Here is a 22445-nt window from a genome sequence, read left to right on the forward strand (position 1 = left end):
GTTACTGGGCTGAGGCGCCCAGCCAGCGGTCGCGCCGCTGCAAGTGCCAGGCGAAAGCGCCGAGGGTCAGGCTGCGCAAGGCCATGAACAGCAGGAAGGTGATCCACAGCCCATGGTTGCCCAGCCCTTGCAGCGCCCAAGCGATTGGCAGCACCAGCAGCAGCGTCAGCAGCATGCCATTGCGCATTTCCCGGGCGCGGGTGGCGCCGATGAACAGCCCGTCGAGCAAATAGCTCCAGACCGCAATCAGTGGCAGGGCCGCCAGGTAAGGCAGGTAGCGGTAAGCGGTATCGCGCACGTCGGGGATGTCGGTCTGCATGTCGATGAACAGGTGGCCGGCGAGCAGGAACAACAGTGCAAAGCCCAGGCTGGCAATCAGCGACCAGCCACACGCCACCACCAGCGAGCGGCGCAGCGCCAGGCGGTCGCGGGCGCCAATGGCATGGCCGCACAGCGCTTCGACGGCATGGGCCAGGCCGTCCAGGGCATGGGCTGTCAGCAACAGGCCGTTGAGCAGCAAGGCATTGGCCGCCACGGTCGCATCCCCCAGGCGCGCGCCTTGCACGGTGATGAGGAAAAACACCGCCTGCAGCGCCAGGCTGCGAATGAAAATGTCCCGGTTCACGGCCAGCAGCGGGCGCCAGCTCTGCCACAGTCCCAGGGCGGCCCAGGCTACCTGTCCGGGCCAGGCGCGCAGTGTGTGGCGGGCCAGGGCCAGGCCGACCAGCGCACCGGTCCATTCGGCGACTACCGAGGCCCGGGCCGAACCGGTCACGCCCCAGTCCAGGCCGATCACGAACCACAGGTTCAGGGCAATGTTGACCAGGTTGGTCACCAGCAGGATCGCCAACGGCGCCCGGGCATTCTGGGCGCCGAGGAACCAGCCCACCAGCGCATAACTGGCCAGCGCCGCCGGCAAGCCGAAGAGCCGGGTGTGGAAGAAGTCACGGGTCAACTGATTGAGTTCGGCGGACGGCTGCATGAAGTGCAACGCCACGTCACTCAACGGCACGCCGACGGCACCGAGCAGCACCGCCAGCCCCGTGGCCAACAGCAGGCCTTGGAGTAACACTTGCCGCAATGCCGCGCCGTCACCACGCCCGGCAGCCTGGGCGGCGAACCCGGTGGTGCCCATGCGCAAGAAACCCATGGCCCAGGCCAACACCGTATACAGACTCGCCCCGACCGCCACCGCGCCCAATTGATGAGCATGGGGCAAATGGCCGATGACGGTGCTGTCCACCAGCGCCACCAGCGGCACGGAAATGTTGGAGAGAATCATCGGCGCAGCCAGCGCCCAGACCCGACGATGGGTCAGGCGGTCGCGCCAGTCGGTGATCAGGTTGGACATGCGGGCTCCTTGATGGAGCGCGATTGTAGCGGGTTATGGTCTGATGGTTCTTTGCGTAACGCGAACTCATTGGGGCGAGGGAATTTATCCCCGCTGGGCTGCACAGCAGCCCCAAAGTCAGGCGCTGCGGTGCACCAGTTGAACCGTACCGTCCGGTCTGCGACTGCTGCGCAGCCGAGCGGGGATAAATCCCCTCGCCACAAGGTGGTACCCGGATTGGGATCGGTGGATGCTTTTAGTGAATGATCCAACTCAACAGCCACAACCCCAGCACCAGCCAGATGATGCCCATGACGATCGAGGCCCGCATGAAAGCGCGGATGGCCGAGTACAGCAGCATCAGCCCGAGGATCAGCGCGATGATGCTGATGATCGAGGTGTCCATGCCCAGGGTGTGTGACAGCCCATCGACGAAGTTGCCGCCGGCATTGGCCAGGGTGTTGAAGAGACCGCTGAGCAGGTCGACGATGAACCGGATCACCGAACCGAGCGCCTGGCCGAGCCATTCGAAAAAGCTTTCTACCTGCATATGTGCATCCTGATGGGAGGGAGTTTGAGCTGAGCCGTTGGCTCCTGATTGTAGGAGCTGTGGCGGCCGAGTTGGTTCGATTATGGGGTAAACCGTCGCTTCCTACCGAGACTCTTGCCTTCCCCGGTCATCCCCCTGAAGCTATGCGCATTCAGGAGAACCCGATGAACCTTGTTGAACTGACCGAACGCCTGCATGCCATTCGTGATCGTAACGACTGGCGGCAATTCCACAGCCCGAAAAACCTCGCCATGGCCGCCAGCGTGGAAATGGCCGAGCTGGTTGAGATTTTCCAGTGGCTGACCGAGGACCAGTCGCGCCAGTTGCCGGCGGACAAATTGGCCCACGCCGGGCAGGAGGTCGGTGACATCGTGTTGTACCTGTTGCTGCTGTGCAGCGAGCTGGGCCTGGACATGGACGCCGTGGTGCGCAGCAAACTGGCCGACAGCGAGCGGCGGTTCGGCCAATGAGCGACCGGCATTTCGATCAACTCGCCACGCGCTTTGCGGAAAAAATCTATGGTGGGGCCAAGGGCGCGATCCGCCTGGCGGTGCTTCAGGCCGATCTGCTGGAAACCTTGCCCCAGCGTCCGCTGCGGGTGCTGGATATCGGCGCTGGCCTGGGCCATATGTCGTTGTGGCTGGCCGAGCGTGGCCACCAGGTGACCCTGGCCGAGCCGGCCGAGCCCATGCTCGAAGGCGCCCGCCAGCGCTTTGCCGATGCGGGCCAGAGCGCCACGTTCATCCAGGCGCCGTGGCAGGACCTGCTCGGCCAGCTCACTGAACCGTACGACCTGGTGCTGTGTCACGCGGTGCTGGAGTGGCTGGCCGAGCCCCATGCGATCCTGCCGGTGCTGCATCAACTCACGGTGCCTGGCGGTTGGCTGTCCCTGGCGTTCTACAACCGCGACGCGCTGGTCTATCGCAATCTGCTCAAGGGACATTTCCGCAAGTTGCGCAAGAACGACATGGCCGGCGAAAAACAGAGCCTGACGCCGCAACAACCCCTTGATCCGCGAGCATTGGCGGCGCAACTTGAAGGCCTGTGGCAGGTCGAAAGCCAGAGTGGCGTGCGGGTTTTCCATGACTACATGCCGGTGGAATTCCAGGGCCGCGTGGAGCTTGCGCAGTTGCTGGAAATGGAACTGGCCCACCGTCGCCATCCGGCGTTTGCCGGGTTGGGGCGTTACCTGCACTGGATCTGCCGTCCCCTCTGATCGGAGGGGGCAATCGGAGAGCGAAATGAAAGGTCGTTCAGGGTTGTTGGTGCTGTGCCTGGGGCTGGTGGCCTGCCAGGGCAGCAATCCCTATGTCGCCACTTCCAACCCGCTGCCGCCGGCGCCGCCCGAGGCCGCCACGGTGTTCGACCGCAGCGCCTACCCGGCGCCGCCCCGCGATTATGGGCGCTATCGCAGTTGGGCCTGGCGCGACGGACGCCTGCCCTCGGGTACCGCCTGGGCGGATTCGGCCCAGGTGGCCGAAGCGGTGAGCAATGCCCTGGACCAGCGTGGCCTGCGCCCGCTGCATGACAACCGGCCCGCCGATTTGTTCGTCAGCGCCGACCTGCGCCTGGAGACCCGCGTACGCCAGGTCCGGGACGACTACGATGCCGGTTACTACGGCGGCTATAACCGTTATGACCGCTATGGCCCGGGGTATGGCGTGTACCATCCGGTGCCGATGGTGCGCACATATCAGGAGCAGGTCGTGGTGGTTCGGGTGGACTTGTTCGATGCCCGCACCGGGCAACCGGTGTGGAGTGCCAGCGCCGAGACCGGTCAGCGTGGCAACCAGAGCGAGCGCACCGACGCCATTCGCGAAGCGGTGGAAAAAGCCCTGTCGGCGTATCCCCCAAGTTGATTGCTCAACGGAGAAAAACCATGTTTCGCCGTCTTGCTCTACTGGCCCTCACCCTGCTGTTGGGCGCTTGTGCCTCTAACCAGGTCAACCATGACTTCGACACCAGCCGCGATTTCGCGGCGTATCGCAGTTGGAGCTGGAAAGAGCCGGCGCTGCAATATCGCCCTGATGATCCACGCATCAAGAGCGACCTGACCGAGCAGCGAATCCGCCAGGCGGTTGCCGATCAACTCGATCAACGCGGCCTGCGCCCGGCTGCGGCTGGCGGACGCGGCGATGTGCTGGTCCAGACCTATTTGATCGTCGAGGATCGCCAGCAGCAGGTCACGACCAACTATGGCGGCGGTTGGGGCGGCCCTTGGAACGGCTATTGGGGTGGGCCGATGTACAACGAAACCCGCAACATCAGCTACAAGGTCGCCACCGTGCAGATCGACCTGCTCGATGGCAAGGACGGCAAGCTGGTGTGGCGTGGCAGTGACGAACAACTGCTCAGCAACTCCCCCAACCCGACGGACCGCAACACGGCCGTGCGCGAGACAGTGGGGCGGATCCTGGCCAACTATCCACCGCGCTGACCAGGGTGCATTCAAGATGGACGCCAGTAGCCCCGCCGCTATCGCGAGCAGGCTCGCTCCCACAAGGATTTTGTGGCGGACACCAGCTCTGTGAACACCCCGGACCGGAACAAACTGTGGGAGCGGGCTTGCTCGCGAAGACGGCCGAACAGTCAACATTGATGCAGACTGACCCACCGCTTTCGCGAGCAAGCCCGCTCCCACAGGGATTTACGGTGAACACCATCGACTTGCTCAGGCCACCGGCCGCCACTCTCCTACCATATGCTCCAACCCCCCAGCCCCCATCAGTTGCAGTTGCCCACTGGAGCCCGCCGCACTCGCCAGCAGCGTCACCTCGCTGGGCAGGCGCACCGGTTTCTTGAAGGTCACGTCGATCTCGATGTTGGCCTCGGGCAGATGGTCGTCCAATGCCGCCAGGGTCCTGGCCTTGTTCCACAGGCCATGGGCGATGGCAGTGGGGAAGCCGAACAAGCGGGCGCTGAGGCCGCTCAGGTGGATCGGGTTGTAGTCGCCGGACACCTTGGCATATTGCCGGCCGATGTCTGCCGGTGCCGTCCAGCGGGCGACTTCGATCAAGGGCAGACTGGCCTGCGGTGAATCCTCCACAAGTGCTCCGTCGAGCTGGACACCTTTGCAAAGCATCTGGCTGCGGGCCTCCCACAGTGGTCCCAGTTGATCATCGAGGCGGGTCACCAGGTCGAACACTGCGCCCTTGGCGTGGGCCAGCAGATTCTCGACATTGACGCTGGCCCGTACCTGGCCGACCCCACCCATGGGCCGCAATACCCGAATGCGATTGCTCAAGTGAATCAGCCCCAGCAGCGGGAACGGAAAGTTGCGGGCGGTGAGCAGTTGCATTTGCAGGGGGAACGCCAAAACGTGGGGATAGGTTGGCGGCAGCAGCCCGTTGTCGGTGAAGCCGCAGACCTTACGATAGGCGGCCAGGCGTTGTGGATCGACCTGAAGCACTTGCCGCAGGCCTTCCTCGGGCAAGGTCGTTCCAGTGACTTTGCGCCGTGTCGCGGCTTTCGAATACAGCCCGGACATGGACGGCGGGCTGCTGACCTCATGCCATTGGATCGTCATGCTCATGCTCCCAAAAGGCTTTGCCCGCATACCCGCAGGGCCTGTCCGGTCACGGCCCCCGTGCCCGGTTGTGCCAGCCATGCCACGGCTTCGGCGACATCCTGGGGCAGGCCGCCCTGGCCCAGGGAACTCATGCGCCGCCCGGCTTCGCGCAAGGCGAAGGGAATCTCGGCGGTCATGCGCGTTTCAATGAAACCCGGCGCCACGGCATTGATGCTGATGCCCCGTGGTTGCAGCAGCGGCGCCCAGGCCTGGGCCAGGCCGATCAGCCCGGCCTTGCTCGCCGCATAGTTGGTTTGCCCACGGTTGCCGGCAATACCGCTGATGGATGCCAGCAGAACGACCCGGCCGTTGTCGCGCAGGGTGCCGCTGTCGAGCAGGGCCTTGGTCAGCACTTGCGGGGCATTGAGGTTGACGGCCAGCACCGCGTCCCAGAATTCCGGGGTCATGTTGGCGAGGGTCTTGTCCCGGGTGATGCCAGCGTTATGCACCACGATATCGACGCCGTCGGGGAGGTGCTCGATCAGTTGTGCGGCGGCGTCTTCGGCGCAGATATCCAGCGTTACGCTGCGCCCGTTCAAGCGTGCGGCCAGGGCGTCGAGGTCGGTCTTGGCCTGCGGCACGTCCAACAGGATCACGTCGGCGCCATCGCGAGCCAGGGTTTCGGCGATGGAAGCGCCGATTCCGCGGGCGGCACCGGTGACCAGTGCCTTGAGCCCGGTCAGCGGCCGGGTCCAGTCCTGGACCTGGGTGTCACAGGCGTTGAGGCGAATGACCTGCCCGGAGATGAAGGCGCTCTTGGGCGACAGGAAAAACCGCAATGCGCCTTCCAACTGGGCTTCGGCGCCGTCGCCGACGTACAGCAGTTGCAGCGTCCCACCGTGGCGCAGCTCTTTGGCCAGGGAACGGCTGAAACCCTCCAACGCCCGCTGGGCACTAGCGGCGAACGGATCGGCAAGATGCTCTGGCGCGCGACCGAGGATGACGACATGGGCGCTGTGGTCGAGGTTTTTCATCAGCGGCTGGAAAAATTCCCGTAGCTGCTTGAGCTGGTCAACCTGCGCCAAATGGCTGGCGTCGTACACCACTGCCTTGATTTTCGGGCCGTGGCCGGGGATCCACTCGGTGGCCAGGGTCGGCTCGCCGCCATAGATGAAAATGGCATCGGTCAAGCGCTTGGCAAACGTGCCGATCTGTTCGGTCAACGGCCCGCCGCCTAGCAGCAATGCGCCTTCGATCGGCCGCAGCCGCCCGGCGTGCCAGCGTTCCAGGCGTACCGGCGATGGCAGGCCGAGGGACTCGACCATGCGCCGGCCAATGGGCGAATTGGCGAAGTCGATATAACGGTCAGACATGGAACACACTCCGGCTGATGAGGTTCCAAGTGTGGACCATGATTGGCAATCAGTCGTTCGATCGGCCAGATAAAGCCTAAGCTTGGGCAGGAACAGTGTCTTTTTCAGGCCCTTTGGCGCCTTCAGACTTACACGGGGAGTTCTTCATGGCACAGCTACGCCGCGTCGCGATCATTGGTGGTAACCGCATTCCTTTCGCCCGCTCCAACGGGCCCTATGCCACCGCCAGCAACAAAGCGATGTTGACGGCTGCCCTCGAGGGGCTGATCGAGCGCTACAACCTGCATGGCTTGCACATCGGCGAAGTGGCCGCCGGGGCGGTGCTCAAGCACTCCCGGGATATGAACATGACCCGCGAGTGCGTGCTCGGTTCGCGGCTGTCACCGATGACGCCGGCCTATGACGTCCAACAGGCCTGTGGCACCGGGCTGGAGACGGTGCTGCTGGTGGCCAACAAAATCGCTCTGGGCCAGATCGACAGCGGCATTGCCGGCGGCGTCGACACCACGTCGGATGCGCCGATCGCGGTCAATGAAGGGTTGCGCAGGATCTTGCTGCAAGCCAATCGCGCCAAGACCACCGCCGAGAAAATCAAAGTATTCCTGCAATTGCGCCCCCAACACTTGCTGCCGGACTTACCGCGCATCAACGAGCCGCGCACCGGGCTGAGCATGGGCGAGCACTGCGAATTGATGGCCCAAACCTGGCAGATCCCCCGGGAAGCGCAAGACCAGTTGGCCTTGGAAAGCCATCAGAAATTGGCTGCGTCCTACGCCGAAGGCTGGCAGAACGATCTGATGACACCGTTTCTTGGCCTGACCCGGGACAACAACCTGCGCCCGGACCTGACCCTGGAAAAACTCGCCTCCCTCAAGCCCGCTTTCGAAAAAAGCGCCAAGGGCACGTTGACCCCGGGCAATTCCACGCCACTGACCGATGGCGCCTCGTTGGTGCTGTTGGGCAGTGAAGAGTGGGCCAAGGCCCGGGGCTTGCCGATCCTGGCCTACCTGCGCGACGGTGAAACGGCGGCGGTGGATTTCGTCAATGGCGCCGAAGGGCTGCTGATGGCTCCGGTCTATGCCGTGCCGCGCTTGCTCGCACGCAACGGCTTGACCTTGCAGGACTTCGATTACTACGAAATCCACGAAGCGTTCGCCGCCCAAGTGTTATGCACGCTGAAGGCCTGGGAGGACCCGGACTACTGCAGGACCCGCCTGGGCCTCGACGCGCCGCTGGGGGCCATCGACCGCAGCCGGTTGAACGTCAAGGGCAGTTCCCTGGCCGCCGGGCACCCGTTTGCCGCCACGGGCGGGCGAATTGTCGCCAACCTCGCCAAGTTGCTGGATGCGGCAGGGCGAGGTCGCGGGTTGATTTCCATCTGCGCCGCCGCCGGCCAGGGCGTGACGGCGATTATCGAGCGTTGAGGAGGGCGCCGTTCTGGCCAGACGCCAGTTCCCGGTGACGGCTGGCGTAGCGCTCGGCCAGGATCGAGCAGACGATCAACTGCAGCGGGTGATAGATCATGATCGGCAGCAGGATCAGCCCCAGGCCGGGATGGTTGCCGAAAATCAACGCCGCCATCGGCACCCCGGCGGCGAGGGATTTCTTGCTGGCACAGAACACGGCGGCAACTTCATCGGCACTGTTGAATCCCAGGGCTCGGGCGGTGCGGGTGGTCGCCCACAAGATGATTGCCAGCAACACGGCACTGCCAATCACGGCGCTGAGCAACACGCCGTGGCCCTGCTGCTGCCAGATCCCCGACACCATCGAGTTGCAGAACGCCGCGTAGACCAGCAACAGGATCACCAGCTTGTCGATGACGCTGGTGTAGCGTTTGTACCGACCGAAAAAACCGGCCAGCCAACGCCGCAGGAACTGCCCCAGCACCAGCGGCAGCAGCAACATCATGCACAGGTCGAGCAAGGTCGAACCCAGGTCGATGCCACCGGCACCGCTGCCGACCACGAAACTGACCAGCAATGGCGTCAGGACAACCCCCATTACACTGGACAGGCTCGCATTGAGAATCGCCGCCGGCACATTACCACCGGCACTGCCGGTCAGGGCCACCGAGGAAGAAATGGTCGAGGGCAGGGCGCACAAGTAGAAGAACCCCAGCATCAGCAGCGCTGGCACATGACTGCCCACTAGCCAGTTGCTGAGCAGCCAGAGCAACGGAAATACGCCAAACGTGAAGCCCTGCACCATCACGTGCAGCCGGATGTTCTTCAAGCCGTGGCGGATCTGTTCGCCGGACAGGTTGACCCCATGCAGGAAGAACACCACGAAGATGCCGATGTTGACCACCCATTCGGCATGCATGGCCCCGCCCGTGGCGCCAAAGGTAGGAAAGAAGTACGCCAGCAGCGTGGCGAGCAACATGCCGCACAGGAACCAGTCGGTCGCCATGCGTTTGAGGTGTCTGAAGATGTGCATAGGGCACCGCAAGTTGTAAGAAGAGTCGACTTAGCCTAACGTCGTCCCTACTAGTCGTCTTGCGACATAAGGCCAATCAATGCCGCCTAACGGACACCAACAGCTCGAACGCCGCATTCCCGACCTGGTGCAATTGCCCAGGCCGCTTTATGCCCGTGTCGAAAGCTTGAGCGCCGGTTCCTGGACGCAAGCCCATCGGCATGACTGGGTGCAGTTCTCCTACGCCATCAGCGGCGTCCTCGGTGTACACACCGCCGCGGGCAGCTTCTTTGCCCCGCCACAACGGGGCATCTGGATCCCGGCCGACCTGGAGCACCATGTCGTCACCTCCACCCGGGCGGAAATGCGCAGCCTATATGTGCATCGCCACGCCTGCCCATGGGCCGATGAACGCTGTCGGGTGCTGGAAGTCACGCCACTGGCCCGTGAGTTGATCAAGGTGTTCTGCCAGCTTCCGGTCGATTACCCGCAGGGCGATACCCAGGAAGAACGGCTGGTGCAGGTGTTGCTGGATCAACTGGCAACCCTGCCGGAAGTGGGCTTCTCCCTGCCGCTGCCTAGACATGCCCGTTTGCTGGGATTATGTAACGAGTTGATCGAGCAGCCGGAGCAGAACGTCACCCTGCAAGCCTGGGCCGAACGCTTGGGTACGTCGGAAAAGACCCTGATGCGCCTGTTCCAGCGCGAGACCGGCCTGAGCTTTCGCGCCTGGCGCCAACGCATGCGCTTGTTGTCGTCCCTGGGATCGCTGGAGAAAGGCGACAGCGTCACCAGCGCCGCGTTGTCCTGTGGGTATGACTCAACATCGGCGTTCATTGCCGCGTTCAAGGGAATGTTCGGCTTTACGCCGGGGGAACTGTTCAAGCATTGAGTCGTCGCACTGCCTACAACCGACGGTAGGCACGGCTGTCAGCTCTTGTCGCAAATACCCGTGCATTCAATGGGCAACGCCAAGTCCGGTCTCGGCTATGATTCGGCTCGGTCGATTAATCCGGCACATTGTGTGCATTGCAGGTTCATAGGTCGGCAACCCCTCCCCGTGGAGGAAGGATTGCCGTATAACGACTGTCATTCGCGTGTTTGGTAATAAAGGACCCACAATAAAAGCTGATGAAGACTCCAAAACGCATTGAACCCCTGATCGAGGACGGTCTGGTCGACGAGGTGCTGCGCCCACTCATGAGTGGTAAAGAAGCAGCTGTTTATGTGGTGCGCTGCGGTAACGAGCTACGTTGCGCGAAGGTCTACAAGGAGGCGAACAAGCGAAGTTTTCGTCAGGCGGCCGAGTATCAGGAAGGCCGCAAGGTCCGCAATAGCCGCCAGGCCCGGGCCATGGCCAAGGGCTCGAAGTTCGGGCGCAAGGAAACCGAAGACGCCTGGCAGAACGCCGAAGTGGCGGCGCTGTTCCGCTTGGCTAGTGCCGGTGTACGCGTGCCCAAGCCGTACGACTTCCTTGAAGGCGTGCTGCTGATGGAACTGGTGGCCGACGAGTATGGCGATGCCGCGCCGCGCCTGAACGATGTGGTGCTGGAGCCGGACCAGGCCCGTGAGTATCACGCCTATCTGATTTCCCAGATCGTGCTGATGTTGTGTACCGGTCTGGTGCACGGCGACCTGTCGGAGTTCAACGTCCTGCTCACGCCGACGGGACCTGTGATCATCGACCTGCCGCAAGCGGTGGACGCCGCCGGTAACAACCATGCCTTCAGCATGCTGGAGCGGGACGTAGGCAACATGGCGTCGTACTTCGGCCGGTTTGCCCCGGAGCTCAAGCGCACCAAGTACGCGAAGGAGATGTGGGCGCTGTACGAAGCCGGCACCCTGCATCCGGCCAGCGTGTTGACCGGCGAGTTCGACGAACCGGAGGAACTGGCGGACGTTGGCGGGATCATGCGCGAGATCGAGGCCGCCCGCCTGGACGAGGAACGCCGCCAGGCCGTTCGCGCCGCTGACGACGCTCCACCCGGCAAGACCGAAGAACCGCCTCCGCCCTGGATGCAGTGATCGGTTGACCCGGCCATGGCCGCAATGCTGTTCACTTAAGGCGTGCCTGATTCATTGTGGCGAGGGGATTTATCCCCGCTGGGCTGCGTAGCAGCCCCAAAAGCTTGAATGCGATTCACCTGGCCCCTGCGGCGACCGGGGGGCAGGGCTGCTGCGCAGCCCAACGGGGATAAATCCCCTCGCCACAGGTTCATCTACCTTCTTAAGTGAACAGCATTCGGCCGATGGCCGGGTTTTTTGTGTCTACCGAAACTCTCAACCCCACCGTAAACCCCCTGTGTGAGGGGCCCGGGATTTAAGTTCACCACTGATCCCCACAGGGGGATTGGCGGTGGGCATCAATTCTTGCAACACCCCGACGCCAGTTCCTTGAGGATCGGGCAATCCGGACGGTGGTCGCCGTGGCAGTGCTCTACCAGGTCTTGCAAGGTGTCGCGCAGTTCGGCCAGTTCGCGGATTTTCTGGTTCAGTTCGTCGATGTGTTGCCGGGCCAGGGCCTTGACGTCGGCGCTGGCGCGTTGGCGGTCTTGCCAGAGGGTCAGCAGTTTGCCGACCTCTTCCAGGGAAAACCCCAAGTCCCGGGAGCGCTTGATGAACGCCAGGGTGTGCAGGTCGTCGGTGCCATAGATGCGGTAGCCGCTGTCGGTGCGATGGGCGGCCTTGAGCAGGCCGATGGATTCGTAATAACGGATCATCTTCGCGCTCAGGCCGCTCTGGCGGGCCGCTTGGCCGATGTTCATCGCTTGTCCTCCAGGTGCTTGGGTGTCCAGAACTTCAACAGTAACGCATTGCTCACCACGCTGACGCTCGACAGGGCCATGGCCGCGCCGGCCAGCACCGGGTTGAGCAAACCGAACGCCGCCAGGGGAATACCGATCAGGTTATAAACGAACGCCCAGAACAGGTTTTGGCGGATCTTGGCGTAGGTCTTGCGGCTGATGTCCAGCGCCGCCGGCACCAGTCGCGGATCACCGCGCATGAGGGTGATACCCGCGGCATGCATCGCCACGTCGGTGCCGCCGCCCATGGCAATGCCGATGTCGGCGGCGGCCAGGGCTGGGGCGTCGTTGATGCCGTCGCCCACCATCGCCACCACCGAATCGCGCTTCAATTGCTGGACGATGGCGGATTTATCCGCAGGCAATACCTCGGCATGGACATTGGAGATCCCCAGTGCCTGGGCTACCACCCGGGCGCTGCCCTGGTTGTCGCCGGTGAGCAGGTGGCTGGCGATGTGCTGTTCATTCAAGGCTTGTACGGCGGCGAGGGCGCCGGGCTTGAGGGTGTCACCGAAGGCGAACAGGCCCAGCACCCGAGGCGCCGCGCCTTGTTCGATCAGCCAGGACAACGTGCGGCCTTCGGTTTCCCAAGCCTGGGCCGATTCGGCCAGCGAGCCGGGATGCAGGCCCAGTTCGTCCAGCAGGCGCCGATTGCCCAGGGCCAGGCGACGCCCGTCGAGGCTACCGGCGATACCGCGTCCGGCCAGGGCCTGGCTGTCGCTGATATCCGGCACGTCCAGGCCGCGCTCGGCGCAGGTGTCCAATACTGCCTTGGCGAGGGGGTGCTCACTGCCGCGTTGCAGCGCGCCGGCCATTTTCAGCAGCGCGTCTTCATCTCCCTCCAGGGCCGTCAAGTGGGCGATGCGCGGTGTACCAGAGGTCAGGGTGCCGGTCTTGTCGAACACTACGGTCTTGACCTCATGGGCGCGTTCCAGGGCCTCGGCGTCCTTGATCAGGATCCCGTGGCGCGCGGCCACGCCGGTGCCGGCCATGATCGCCGTGGGCGTCGCCAGGCCCAGGGCGCAGGGGCAGGCGATCACCAGCACGGCGACGGCGTTGATCAGCGCGGTTTCCAGTGGCGCGCCGTACAGCCACCAGCCGATCAACGTCGCCAGGGCCAGCAGCAGCACGACCGGAACGAAAACCTGGCTGACTTTATCCACCAGTTTCTGGATCGGGGCCTTGGCCGCCTGGGCGTCTTCCACCAGGCGGATGATGCGCGCCAGGACGGTTTCGGTGCCCAGGGCTTGCGTACGTACCAGCAGCCGGCCTTCGCCGTTGATGGCGCCGCCGGTGACTTTGTCGCCGGGTTGTTTGGGGACCGGCAGGCTCTCGCCGCTGATCAGCGCTTCGTCGGCGTGGCTCTGGCCTTCCAGCACTTCGCCGTCCACCGGGAAGCGTTCGCCGGGCTTGACCAGGACCAGGTCATTCAAGCGCAGGGCGCTGATGGCAACGTCCCGCTCCTGGCCATCGATCACCTGGATCGCCCGCTCCGGTCGCAAGGCTTCGAGGGCGCGGATGGCACTGGCGGTCTGGCGTTTGGCGCGGCTTTCCAGGTATTTGCCCAGCAAGACCAGGGCAATCACTACGGCCGAGGCCTCGAAATACAGGTGCGGCATACTGCCGGGAGGGGCGATCACCCATTCATAAAGGCTCAAGCCGTAGCCGGCGCTGGTGCCCAGTGCGACCAGCAGGTCCATGTTCCCGGCACCGGCACGCACGGCCTTGAAGGCGGCGACGTAAAAGCGTGCACCGAAGATGAATTGCACCGGTGTCGCCAGGGCGAACTGCACCCAGGCCGGGAGCATCCAATGCACGCCGAACGGCTGCAGCAACATGGGTAACACCAGCGGCACGGACAGCAGGATCGCCAGCACCAGTATCAGGCGTTCACGGTTCAGGCGATTGACCTGCGTGTCAGCGGGCTGCTCGGCCTGCCAGACAGTGGCGTCATAACCTGCACGCTTGACTGCATCGATCAGGGTTTGTGGATTCACCTGGCCGAGCAGTTCGAGGTGGGCGCGCTCGTTGGCAAGGTTGACGCTGACACTGTTCACGCCGTCGACCTTGCCCAGGGCCCGTTCGACCCGACCGACACAGGAGGCGCAGGTCATCCCTTCGATGTTCAACTCCAGGGTTTGCACGGGGACGCTATAGCCCGCCTGTTCGACGGCCTGCATCAAGGCTGGCAGGCTGTCTCCGGGGGCCTGCACGCGCGCCACTTCAGTAGCCAGGTTGACGCTGACGGCGCTGGCCCCGGTGACTTTGCTCAAGGCCCGCTCGACCCGCCCGGCGCAACTGGCGCAGGTCATGCCGGCAATCGGTAGATCGAACGTGGTGGATTCGGACATCGGTCAGGCTCCCTGTAGTGAATGACTACAGGATCAACCTTGCCATGCTGGCAAGGTCAAGCGCCAATTCCCTGTGGGAGCGAGCTTGCTCGCGATAGCGGTAGGTCAGTCGACATCAATGTTGATGTTAGGCCGTCATCGCGAGCAAGCTCGCTCCCACAGGGGCTCGCAACCACTAAGATGAGTGGCGTGTCAGTAACCCAGCCCAGTCGGCTTGAGGTACATGCCGTCATCGTTCATGGCAATGCGGAATTTCAAGATATCGCCGGCCTTGAGGGTGATGTTCTGCGACCCCGGTGCGAGCATGCCCGGGTTGCAACCCGGAACCTGCCCTGGCAGCAACTTCAGGCGCAAGGAGAATTGACCCGGTGGCAAATTGAACGAGGTGCTCTGCTCCTGGAACAGCCTGGCCGAGAGCTGATCCTGGATGTAGATGCCGATTTCGCATGAGGTCGCCACTTCCAGGCGCTCGCGAGAAATGATCAGCACGCCGTAGTCTTCGCCGGTGGCCGATGCCTGGGGCGCCACCGCTGAAAAACCGAGCATGCAAAACAGGCTGAACGCTGACCAGCGCATGGCTGAACCTCCGGTGTGAAATCCTTGATGTGTGCAGCTTGGCTGAGCGCGATGCCGATTGCCAGCCCGGCAGTTTTTGTCAGAACTTGACCTTGCCATGATGGCAAGCTTGAAGCTATCGACAACCTCAACCAAAGGAGTCATCTCATGCAAACTTTCAATGTTCAGGGAATGTCCTGTGGTCACTGCGTCAAGGCCATCACCCAGGCGGTCCAGGCCAAGGATCCGGCGGCCGATGTGCACGTCGACCTGGGCACCAGGACCGTCCAGGTCCAGAGTTCGTTGCCGGCCGATGCCGTGATCGCAGCCATCAAGGAGGAGGGCTATGAGGTCAGTGTCGCTTGAAATATTTTAATCGTTAGCGACCTATCGGAATGTTCAAGAGCGCCCGGCCCGGCTAGACTGTCGGGCTGTCGAACGACGCCTGAGCTGGACGCCCGATGAACCTCCGTACCATTCTGATTCTTGGCGCCTTGAGCGCTTTCGGTCCCTTGGCGATCGACTTCTACCTGCCGGCCTTTCCGGCGATGGCCTCGGCCTTCGGTACTGACGAAAAGCACATCCAACTGACCCTGGCGGCTTACTTCCTCGGCTTATCCATCGGGCAACTGGCCTACGGGCCGGTGGCGGATCGGTTCGGGCGGCGCATTCCGCTGCTGACGGGCGTCGGCTTGTTCACCCTGGCCTCACTGGCCTGCGCCTATGCGCCGAGCCTGGAATGGCTGATCGGCGCCCGCTTCATCCAGGCCCTGGGCGGATGCGCCGGGATGGTGATTTCCCGGGCGGTGGTCAGTGATAAATGCGACGCGGTGGGTTCGGCCAAGGTGTTTTCGCAGTTGATGCTGGTGATGGGCCTGGCGCCGATTCTCGCGCCGATGCTGGGCGGGTTGCTGGTGAACCTGCATGGCTGGCAGTCAATCTTCATTGCCCTGACCGTGTTCAGCGCATTGGCGTCGACGGCGGTGGCCTTGTGGCTGCCGGAAAGCTTGCCGGACTATGTACCTCGGCAACCCTTGTCGGGGGCATTGCGCCAATATGGCCGGTTATTGACCGACACCGTCTACCTCGGCCATGCGCTGACGGGAGGCATCGCTATCGCTGGGATGTTTGCCTACATCGCCGGTTCGCCTTTCGTCTTCATCAAGCTCTATGGTGTACCGGCCGAGCATTTCGGCTGGCTGTTCGGTACCAACGCGGCGGGCTTCATCCTGGTTGCCCAGGTCAACGCCCGGCTGCTGTCCAAGCGCGGCCCGGCGTTCCTGCTGACCCGCGCGGTATGGGTCTACCTGGGCGCCGGGCTGAGCCTGTTGGCCGTCAGTGCGTTGCAACCTGTGCAGTTGTGGCCGCTGCTAATCCCGCTGTTCATCTGCATCGCCAGCCTGGGTTGCATCCTTCCGAACGCGTCGGCTTGCGCCATGAGTGGCCAGGGTGCCCGGGCCGGTAGCGCTTCGGCGATGCTGGGATGTCTGCAGTTTTCCGTGGCGGCCGGGGCGGCGGCGTTGGTGGCGGCGCTGCATGACGGCACCGCCGTGCCGATGGCGCTGGTCATCAGCCTTTGCGGGCTGTTGGTGGTGAGTGCGGCGATGCTGACCCGTCGCCTGCAAAATGCCCGGGCATTGGCCCAGGCCAGTCGCGAGGGCTGATTCAGCCGGCCGCGCGCTGCTGTTGTTGTTCGGGGAAATGATGGGGCGCGTGGATCCGCGCTTGCAAGGTGGTGGCGAAAGCCTGGGCTTCGGCCTCGGTACGGAAGGTGACGACGTGCTGGTCAAGACGCACTTGCCATTGGGATTTTGCCACTTCTTTTATCAGGATCTTCATTGCTGACCTCCTCACGAAAAGATTACGTTGCAAAGGCCTCGAGTGTAGACCCGAATGCGATCGCAATTGTGACAAGAGTCAATTCTCAGACTGACGGCACGGGATTTTTCTTGTAGGAGCGATAAACGATGACGCGGTCCTATAGAGAACCGCGCCACCTCTATCGCGAGCCAGTTTTGCTCTCACAAGCGTCTGGCTCTCATCGCTGGTCAGAAGCCCTCAAGCACAATCTTGCCCTTGGACTTCCCGCTCTCCAGCAGCGCATGGGCCCGGCGCAGGTTCTCGGCGTTGATGGTGCCGAAATGTTCGCCGACGGTGGTCTTCAGCGTGCCGGCATCGATCAGGGCGGCCACGCGGTTGAGCAGTTTGTGCTGTTCAAGCATGTCGGGCGTCTCGAACAATGAGCGGGTGTACATGAACTCCCAATGCAACGACAGGCTCTTGCGCTTGAGCTTGGTCACGTCCAGTGTCTTGGGATCGTCGATCAGCGCCAGTTTGCCCTGGGGCGCAAGGGCTTCGACGAGCTCATCCAGATGCTGGTCGGTCTGGGTCAGGCTGGCGACGTGAGTCACCTGGGGCTGACCCGCTTCTTTCAATACCTTGCTCAGTGGCTGGCTGTGGTCGATCACCAGGTCGGCACCCAGGCTGCGCACCCAATCCTGGGTCTGCGCGCGGGACGCGGTGCCAATTACCTTCAACCCGGTGAGTTGGCTGGCCAGTTGCGTCAGGATCGAACCCACGCCTCCCGCAGCGCCGACGATCAACAGGCTCTGGCCCTGGTCGCCCTGGCCTTCCTGGATTTGCAGGCGCTCGAACAACAATTCCCAGGCGGTGATCGCTGTCAGCGGCAGTGCTGCTGCTTCGGCGAAACCAAGGGTCTTGGGCATGTGGCCGACGATGCGCTCATCCACCACGTGCAATTCACTGTTACCGCCGGCCCGGGCGATGGAGCCGGCGTAGAACACCTTGTCCCCGGCCTTGAACAGCGTGACCTCGTTGCCCACCGCCTTGACCACGCCGGCTACGTCCCAGCCCAGCACCTTGGCTGCACCGCCTTCGGGTTGGACGTTCTGACGGACCTTGGTGTCCACCGGGTTGACCGAGATGGCCTTGACCTCCACCAGCAGGTCCCTGGGGCCGGCGACCGGTTCCGGCAGCTCGACGTCCTGGAGCGATTGTGGATCGGTGATGGGCAACGAGTGGTAGTAGGCGATGGCTTTCATGAAGCGGCTCCGTGAGATGAGTTCGATGGAGGCCATGTTTAGCTATTTATCACCGAGATAAAACCGGCTAAAAGAACAGGCTCTTTCAATAATTTTTTGATAATGGGGCCATCATGCTTCGCTTCGATGACTTGCAATTGTTTGTCCGGGCGGCAGACCTGGGCAGCCTTTCGGCTGCGGCCAGGGTCATGGACCTGTCGGCGGCGGTGGCCAGTGCCGCGTTGAAACGCATCGAGCAGCACCTCGGCGCGCGGCTGTTGGCCCGTTCCACCCGCAGCCTGCGCCTGACGGCCGAAGGGGAGGGCTTTCTCGAATACGCCCGTGCCGCGTTGAGCAGTCTCGATGAAGGCCGGCGGTTGTTGACCAGCGGTCAGGACCAGGTCAGTGGGGTGTTGCAGTTGTCCGCACCGTCGGACCTGGGACGCAACCTGCTGCTGCCCTGGCTGGATGCGTTCCAGCGCGAGCACCCCGGATTGACGGTGCGGCTGTTGCTGGGCGATCGCATTGCCGATCTGTTCAAGCAGCCGGTGGACATCGCCTTGCGTTATGGCGAACCGGAAGATTCGAGCCTGGTCGCCCTACCCATTGCCCCGGATAACCGCCGGGTGTTGTGCGCATCGCCAGACTATCTGGCTCGCCGGGGTGAACCCCATCAGCTGGAACAACTGGCCCAGCACAACTGCCTGTTGTACATGCTGGACAGCCGGGTCCATGACCGATGGGGCTTTCATGATGGCAAACGGGAGGTGAGTCTCACCGTCAGTGGCGACCGCTTAAGTGACGACGCCGATGTGGTGCGGCGCTGGGCGGTGGCGGGTGCCGGGATTGCCTACAAATCGTGGCTGGATGTGTCCACCGACGTGCTGGCCGGGCGCTTGAAAATCCTCTTGCCGCACCTGCAATGCGAACGCGCGCCCCTCAATCTGCTGTGCGCCCATCGAGCGCAATTGAGCAAGCCCATCAACCTTTTACGGGACATGCTCCAGGCCCGCTGCGGCCAGTTGACGGCCCGATTTCCATTCTCGACAAGGGCCGACCATTAGTCGCGGGCAAATAGAGACTTTTCCCTCACGAACAATCGCCTCCAAAGGTTTCCGGAGGACAGGAAAGCTCGATCGCCGCGCTTATACTAGCGACCGCCTGCGCCAGAGCAGTAGACGAATGATTCAACAGGGAGTGAATACATGGAACATGCACCTTGCATCAGCCAGATCGCCACGTTGCTGGCTGACCCCAAGCGCAGCGCAATGATGTGGGCCTTGATGGACGGCACGGCCCGACAGGCCGACGAGTTGGCGTTGCTCGCCGGGCTGTCGCCGTCCTCGGCCAACGCACATCTGGGACGCCTGTCCGCCGGCGGCCTGTTGAAAGTCGAGGCCCGGGGTCGCAAGCGGTTTTTCCGTCTGGCAGCGCCTGAAATCGGCGCTGCCGTCGAAGCGCTGGCCAGCGCGACGCTGGTCAGTACGCCACGGCAGATTCCGGACGTGTTCAGGCGCAGGGTCATGCCGACCAAGGCTCCGTCGGCCCCCGCTTCGTTGATGCGGGCCAGGCTGTGCGACGATCACCTGGGAGGAACCCTGGCGGCCGACCTCTACCAACGTCTGCTGGACGCCGGGTGGATCGAGCAGTTCGAGCAACGGGTGATCGTCACGCACAAGGGTGCCAATCAACTGGCCGAGCGTGGCCTGTTCATCCAGGCCCTGGCCCATCGCAACGCCCGTGTCGCCTGCGCCTGTCCGGACTGGAGCGAGCGGCGTCCGCACCTGGGGGGCGCGCTGGGGGCGGCCTTGCTGCAACTGTTCATGCAGTCGGGATGGCTGAGCTTGCCCAACGATTCGCGAGCGCTGCAGGTGACGACGCTCGGCCAGCAGGAAATCCACCGGTTCGCCCGGCAGGACACGGTGGAGATGGCGATCTAGGGAACGTTCCCGATGCGTCGCTCAGGGCTGTCGGCAGGTCGTATTCAGCAATAGCCACCTGCAAGGTTCGCGCACACTCAGCCCGGGGAATTATCGGATTGGGGAGGCGGCATGGACACTCACGGCTACAGCGCGGCGGAACGCCTGGAACGGTTACCCATCAGCGGTTATCACCGGGTCATCCTCATCATCATTGCCTTGGCGTTTTTCTTCGACTCCATGGACCTGGCGATGATGACGTTCCTGCTGGGATCGATCAAAGCCGAGTTCGGCCTGAGCAGCGCCCAGGCCGGTTTGCTCGCCAGCTCCAGCTTCTTCGGCATGGTGGTGGGGGCGTCGCTGTCGGGCATGCTGGCCGATCGTTTCGGGCGTAAACCGGTGTTCCAATGGAGCATCGTGTTGTGGGGCATTGCCAGTTACCTATGCTCCACGGCGCAGGACATCGAGACCTTGACGCTGTTTCGCATATTGCTGGGGATCGGCATGGGCATGGAGTTTCCGATTGCCCAGTCGATGCTCTCGGAACTGATCCCGGCCAAACGTCGGGGCCGTTACATTGCCTTGATGGACGGTTTCTGGCCGCTGGGTTTCGTGGCGGCGGGGGTGCTGTCGTATTTCCTGCTGCCGGTGATCGGCTGGCGCGACATCTTCTTGGTGCTGGCGGTGCCGGCGGTGTTTGTCCTGGCGATTCGCTTCTTCATTCCCGAGTCGCCGCGCTGGCTGGAACAGGCTGGTCGGGGGGACGAAGCGGACGTGGTACTCAAGCGAATCGAAGACAAGGTCCGGGCCTCGCTGGGCCGGCGCGACCTGCCGGAGCCGATCCGTTTGCCGAGGGTTGAGAGCACGCCGGGCAATTTCTTTTCGGCCCTGGCGCAGATCTGGTCGCCGCTGTATCGCCAGCGCACGATGATGATCTGGAGCGTATGGTTCTTTGCCTTGCTCGGTTTCTATGGCCTGACGTCCTGGCTCAGTGCGCTGTTGCAGCAGTCGGGGTTCGCCGTGACCCAGTCGGTGTACTACACCGTGCTGATTTCCCTGGGCGGGATTCCCGGCTTCCTGATGGCAGCCTGGCTGGTGGAGCGCTGGGGGCGCAAACCGGTATGCGTCATCACGCTGTTGGGCGGCGGGGTGATGGCGTTTCTGTATGGGCAGAGCGCGGTGTTTGGCGGCAACGTCGGCCTGCTGATCGGCACCGGGCTGCTGATGCAGTTTTTCCTGTTCGGCATGTGGGCGGTGCTCTACACCTACACGCCAGAGCTGTACCCCACCTCAGCCCGGGCCACGGGCTCGGGGTTCGCTTCGGCGATCGGGCGCGTCGGTTCGTTGCTTGGCCCACTGGTGACCGGGCTGGTATTCCCCATCACCGGCCAGGGCGGTGTGTTCGCCCTCGGCGCGCTGTGCTTCGCCGTGGCGGCGGGGGTGGTCTGGTTGTTCGGGATGGAGACGCGGGGCAGGACACTGGAGGAGTTGAGTGAGGGCACGGTGGCCGGTTAAACACCAACCCCTTGTGGGAGCGAGCCTGCTCGCGATGGCGATGAGTCAGTCGACATCAATGTTGAATGTCATACCGCTATCGCGAGCAGGCTCGCTCCCACAAGGGTTCATCACGAGTCTTAGGGTTTTACTAGCCGCGCATCCAGGCTGTTCTGCGCCAAGCGCTTGGCCTGGTCCTGGGTCATGCCCAGGTGGGTATACAGCGCGTGGAAGTTTTCCGTGACGTAGCCGCCGAAGTACGCCGGGTCGTCGGAGTTCACTGTCACCTTCACACCGCGCTCGAGCATGTCGAGGATGTTGTGCTGCGACATGTCGTCGAACACGCACAGCTTGGTGTTGGACAACGGGCAGACGGTCAACGGAATCTGCTCGTCGATGATCCGCTGCATCAGTCGCTCATCTTCGATGGCCCGCACGCCGTGGTCGATGCGCTGGATCTTCAGCAGGTCCAGGGCTTCCCAGATGTATTCGGGCGGGCCTTCTTCACCGGCGTGGGCGACGGTCAGGAAGCCTTCGTTGCGCGCCCGGTCGAATACCCGCTGGAACTTGCTCGGTGGATGGCCCATCTCCGAGCTGTCCAGGCCCACGGCCACGAAGGCATCGCGGAACGGCAGCGCCTGGTCGAGGGTTTTCTCGGCCTGTTCTTCGCTCAGGTGACGCAGGAAGCTCAGGATCAGGCCGCTGGTGATGCCCAGTTGCTGTTCTCCGTCCTTGAGGGCGGCGGCGATGCCGTTGAGCACCACTTCGAACGGCACGCCACGGTCGGTGTGGGTCTGCGGGTCGAAGAACGGTTCGGTGTGGATTACGTTCTGCGCCTTGCAGCGCAACAGGTAGGCCCAGGTCAGGTCGTAGAAATCCTGGGACGTGCGCAGCACATCGGCGCCTTGGTAATAGAGGTCGAGAAATTCCTGCAGATTGTTGAAGGCATAGGCCTTGCGCAGAGTGTCGACGTCGCTCCACGGCAGGGCGATCTTGTTGCGTTCGGCCAGGGCGAACAGCAGCTCGGGCTCCAGCGAACCCTCCAGGTGCAGGTGCAGTTCAGCCTTGGGCAGGGCGTTCAGCCAGTCGTACATGGTCTTTT

Annotated in this window: 23 protein-coding genes; 12 read left to right on the forward strand and 11 right to left on the reverse strand. The window is 63.1% G+C overall.

The annotated features are described in order from the left end of the window. Window position 1: 1 nt before the first annotated feature. Both AC30D9_RS15895 and AC30D9_RS15900 read right to left on the reverse strand, forming a co-directional pair. On the reverse strand, window positions 2–1351 hold the full coding sequence (locus AC30D9_RS15895; protein WP_490144377.1) for an MATE family efflux transporter: 1350 nt from the start codon (window positions 1349–1351) through the stop codon (window positions 2–4). 235 nt (window positions 1352–1586) lie between these two features. Next, window positions 1587–1880 (reverse strand): hypothetical protein, encoded by a 294-nt coding sequence (locus tag AC30D9_RS15900; protein ID WP_490144378.1) that lies wholly within the window; start codon window positions 1878–1880, stop codon window positions 1587–1589. 164 nt (window positions 1881–2044) lie between these two features. On the opposite strand from AC30D9_RS15900, the gene AC30D9_RS15905 reads away from it, so the two are divergent. The 4 genes from AC30D9_RS15905 to AC30D9_RS15920 are packed head-to-tail and all read left to right on the forward strand — an operon-like array spanning window position 2045 to window position 4317. Further along, complete coding sequence (locus tag AC30D9_RS15905; RefSeq protein WP_003186192.1) at window positions 2045–2350, forward strand: MazG-like family protein; 306 nt, start codon at window positions 2045–2047, stop codon at window positions 2348–2350. Further along, window positions 2347–3096 carry a methyltransferase gene (locus AC30D9_RS15910; RefSeq protein WP_490144379.1) on the forward strand — a complete coding sequence of 250 codons (750 nt, stop codon included), beginning with the start codon at window positions 2347–2349 and terminating at the stop codon, window positions 3094–3096. The genes AC30D9_RS15905 and AC30D9_RS15910 overlap by 4 nt, the downstream gene beginning before the upstream one ends. Window positions 3097–3121: 25 nt before the next feature. Continuing rightward, the gene (locus AC30D9_RS15915) at window positions 3122–3739 is read left to right on the forward strand and encodes a DUF4136 domain-containing protein (protein ID WP_134922700.1); all 618 of its coding nucleotides are present in this window, start codon (window positions 3122–3124) and stop codon (window positions 3737–3739) included. A 20-nt stretch (window positions 3740–3759) separates the two neighbouring features. Continuing rightward, complete coding sequence (locus AC30D9_RS15920; RefSeq protein WP_490144380.1) at window positions 3760–4317, forward strand: DUF4136 domain-containing protein; 558 nt, start codon at window positions 3760–3762, stop codon at window positions 4315–4317. Window positions 4318–4551: 234 nt separating this feature from the next. Here AC30D9_RS15920 and AC30D9_RS15925 read toward each other — a convergent pair whose 3' ends face one another. Both AC30D9_RS15925 and AC30D9_RS15930 read right to left on the reverse strand, forming a co-directional pair. Next, window positions 4552–5406 carry a MaoC family dehydratase gene (locus AC30D9_RS15925; RefSeq protein WP_490144381.1) on the reverse strand — a complete coding sequence of 285 codons (855 nt, stop codon included), beginning with the start codon at window positions 5404–5406 and terminating at the stop codon, window positions 4552–4554. A gap of 2 nt (window positions 5407–5408) precedes the next feature. Beyond that, a complete protein-coding gene (locus AC30D9_RS15930) occupies window positions 5409–6761 on the reverse strand; it encodes a 3-oxoacyl-ACP reductase (RefSeq protein WP_490144382.1) in 1353 nt (450 codons plus the stop codon). 146 nt (window positions 6762–6907) lie between these two features. Between AC30D9_RS15930 and AC30D9_RS15935 the strand changes: the two genes are divergently transcribed. Beyond that, complete coding sequence (locus AC30D9_RS15935; RefSeq protein WP_307575996.1) at window positions 6908–8185, forward strand: acetyl-CoA C-acetyltransferase; 1278 nt, start codon at window positions 6908–6910, stop codon at window positions 8183–8185. On the opposite strand, the gene AC30D9_RS15940 is transcribed toward AC30D9_RS15935, so the two are convergent. Then, window positions 8172–9200 carry a bile acid:sodium symporter family protein gene (locus tag AC30D9_RS15940; RefSeq protein WP_134922704.1) on the reverse strand — a complete coding sequence of 343 codons (1029 nt, stop codon included), beginning with the start codon at window positions 9198–9200 and terminating at the stop codon, window positions 8172–8174. The genes AC30D9_RS15935 and AC30D9_RS15940 overlap by 14 nt on opposite strands. A 79-nt stretch (window positions 9201–9279) precedes the next feature. Between AC30D9_RS15940 and AC30D9_RS15945 the strand changes: the two genes are divergently transcribed. Further along, entirely contained in the window at window positions 9280–10071 is a 792-nt protein-coding gene (locus tag AC30D9_RS15945) for an AraC family transcriptional regulator (RefSeq protein ID WP_109752288.1), read from the forward strand. A gap of 239 nt (window positions 10072–10310) precedes the next feature. After that, entirely contained in the window at window positions 10311–11204 is an 894-nt protein-coding gene (locus AC30D9_RS15950; RefSeq protein ID WP_014336406.1) for a PA4780 family RIO1-like protein kinase, read from the forward strand. Window positions 11205–11542: 338 nt separating this feature from the next. Here the strand turns inward: AC30D9_RS15950 and cueR are convergent, their stop codons facing one another. From cueR to AC30D9_RS15965, 3 genes are all read right to left on the reverse strand, one after another. Next, window positions 11543–11944: a Cu(I)-responsive transcriptional regulator gene (cueR, locus tag AC30D9_RS15955; protein WP_109752292.1), complete on the reverse strand. Its 402-nt coding sequence runs from the start codon at window positions 11942–11944 to the stop codon at window positions 11543–11545. Further along, entirely contained in the window at window positions 11941–14334 is a 2394-nt protein-coding gene (locus AC30D9_RS15960) for a heavy metal translocating P-type ATPase (RefSeq protein ID WP_490144383.1), read from the reverse strand. Before AC30D9_RS15960 ends, cueR begins: the two co-directional genes overlap by 4 nt. A 192-nt stretch (window positions 14335–14526) precedes the next feature. Beyond that, window positions 14527–14910 carry a hypothetical protein gene (locus tag AC30D9_RS15965; protein WP_134922706.1) on the reverse strand — a complete coding sequence of 128 codons (384 nt, stop codon included), beginning with the start codon at window positions 14908–14910 and terminating at the stop codon, window positions 14527–14529. Between the two features lie 147 nt (window positions 14911–15057). On the opposite strand from AC30D9_RS15965, the gene AC30D9_RS15970 reads away from it, so the two are divergent. After that, entirely contained in the window at window positions 15058–15255 is a 198-nt protein-coding gene (locus AC30D9_RS15970; RefSeq protein WP_116834093.1) for a heavy-metal-associated domain-containing protein, read from the forward strand. Between the two features lie 95 nt (window positions 15256–15350). Beyond that, window positions 15351–16553, forward strand: coding sequence for a multidrug effflux MFS transporter (locus AC30D9_RS15975; protein ID WP_307576004.1), 1203 nt, complete (start codon window positions 15351–15353; stop codon window positions 16551–16553). Window position 16554: 1 nt separating this feature from the next. Here the strand turns inward: AC30D9_RS15975 and AC30D9_RS15980 are convergent, their stop codons facing one another. Next, window positions 16555–16728 carry a hypothetical protein gene (locus AC30D9_RS15980; protein ID WP_162893890.1) on the reverse strand — a complete coding sequence of 58 codons (174 nt, stop codon included), beginning with the start codon at window positions 16726–16728 and terminating at the stop codon, window positions 16555–16557. A gap of 209 nt (window positions 16729–16937) precedes the next feature. Beyond that, window positions 16938–17951, reverse strand: a complete 1014-nt coding sequence (locus AC30D9_RS15985; protein ID WP_134922708.1) for a zinc-binding alcohol dehydrogenase family protein — start codon at window positions 17949–17951, stop codon at window positions 16938–16940. Between the two features lie 113 nt (window positions 17952–18064). On the opposite strand from AC30D9_RS15985, the gene AC30D9_RS15990 reads away from it, so the two are divergent. The 3 genes from AC30D9_RS15990 (at window position 18065) to AC30D9_RS16000 (ending at window position 21364) form a co-directional block, all read left to right on the forward strand. After that, the gene (locus tag AC30D9_RS15990; protein ID WP_490144384.1) at window positions 18065–18994 is read left to right on the forward strand and encodes a LysR family transcriptional regulator; all 930 of its coding nucleotides are present in this window, start codon (window positions 18065–18067) and stop codon (window positions 18992–18994) included. A 141-nt stretch (window positions 18995–19135) separates the two neighbouring features. After that, window positions 19136–19870, forward strand: a complete 735-nt coding sequence (locus AC30D9_RS15995) for an ArsR/SmtB family transcription factor (protein ID WP_307576010.1) — start codon at window positions 19136–19138, stop codon at window positions 19868–19870. A gap of 111 nt (window positions 19871–19981) precedes the next feature. After that, a complete protein-coding gene (locus AC30D9_RS16000) occupies window positions 19982–21364 on the forward strand; it encodes an MFS transporter (RefSeq protein WP_490144385.1) in 1383 nt (460 codons plus the stop codon). A 119-nt stretch (window positions 21365–21483) separates the two neighbouring features. On the opposite strand, the gene AC30D9_RS16005 is transcribed toward AC30D9_RS16000, so the two are convergent. Continuing rightward, window positions 21484–22437 (reverse strand): adenosine deaminase, encoded by a 954-nt coding sequence (locus AC30D9_RS16005; protein WP_109752310.1) that lies wholly within the window; start codon window positions 22435–22437, stop codon window positions 21484–21486. Window positions 22438–22445 lie beyond the last annotated feature (8 nt).

The sequence above is a fragment of the Pseudomonas sp. DF11 genome (assembly GCF_058148565.1).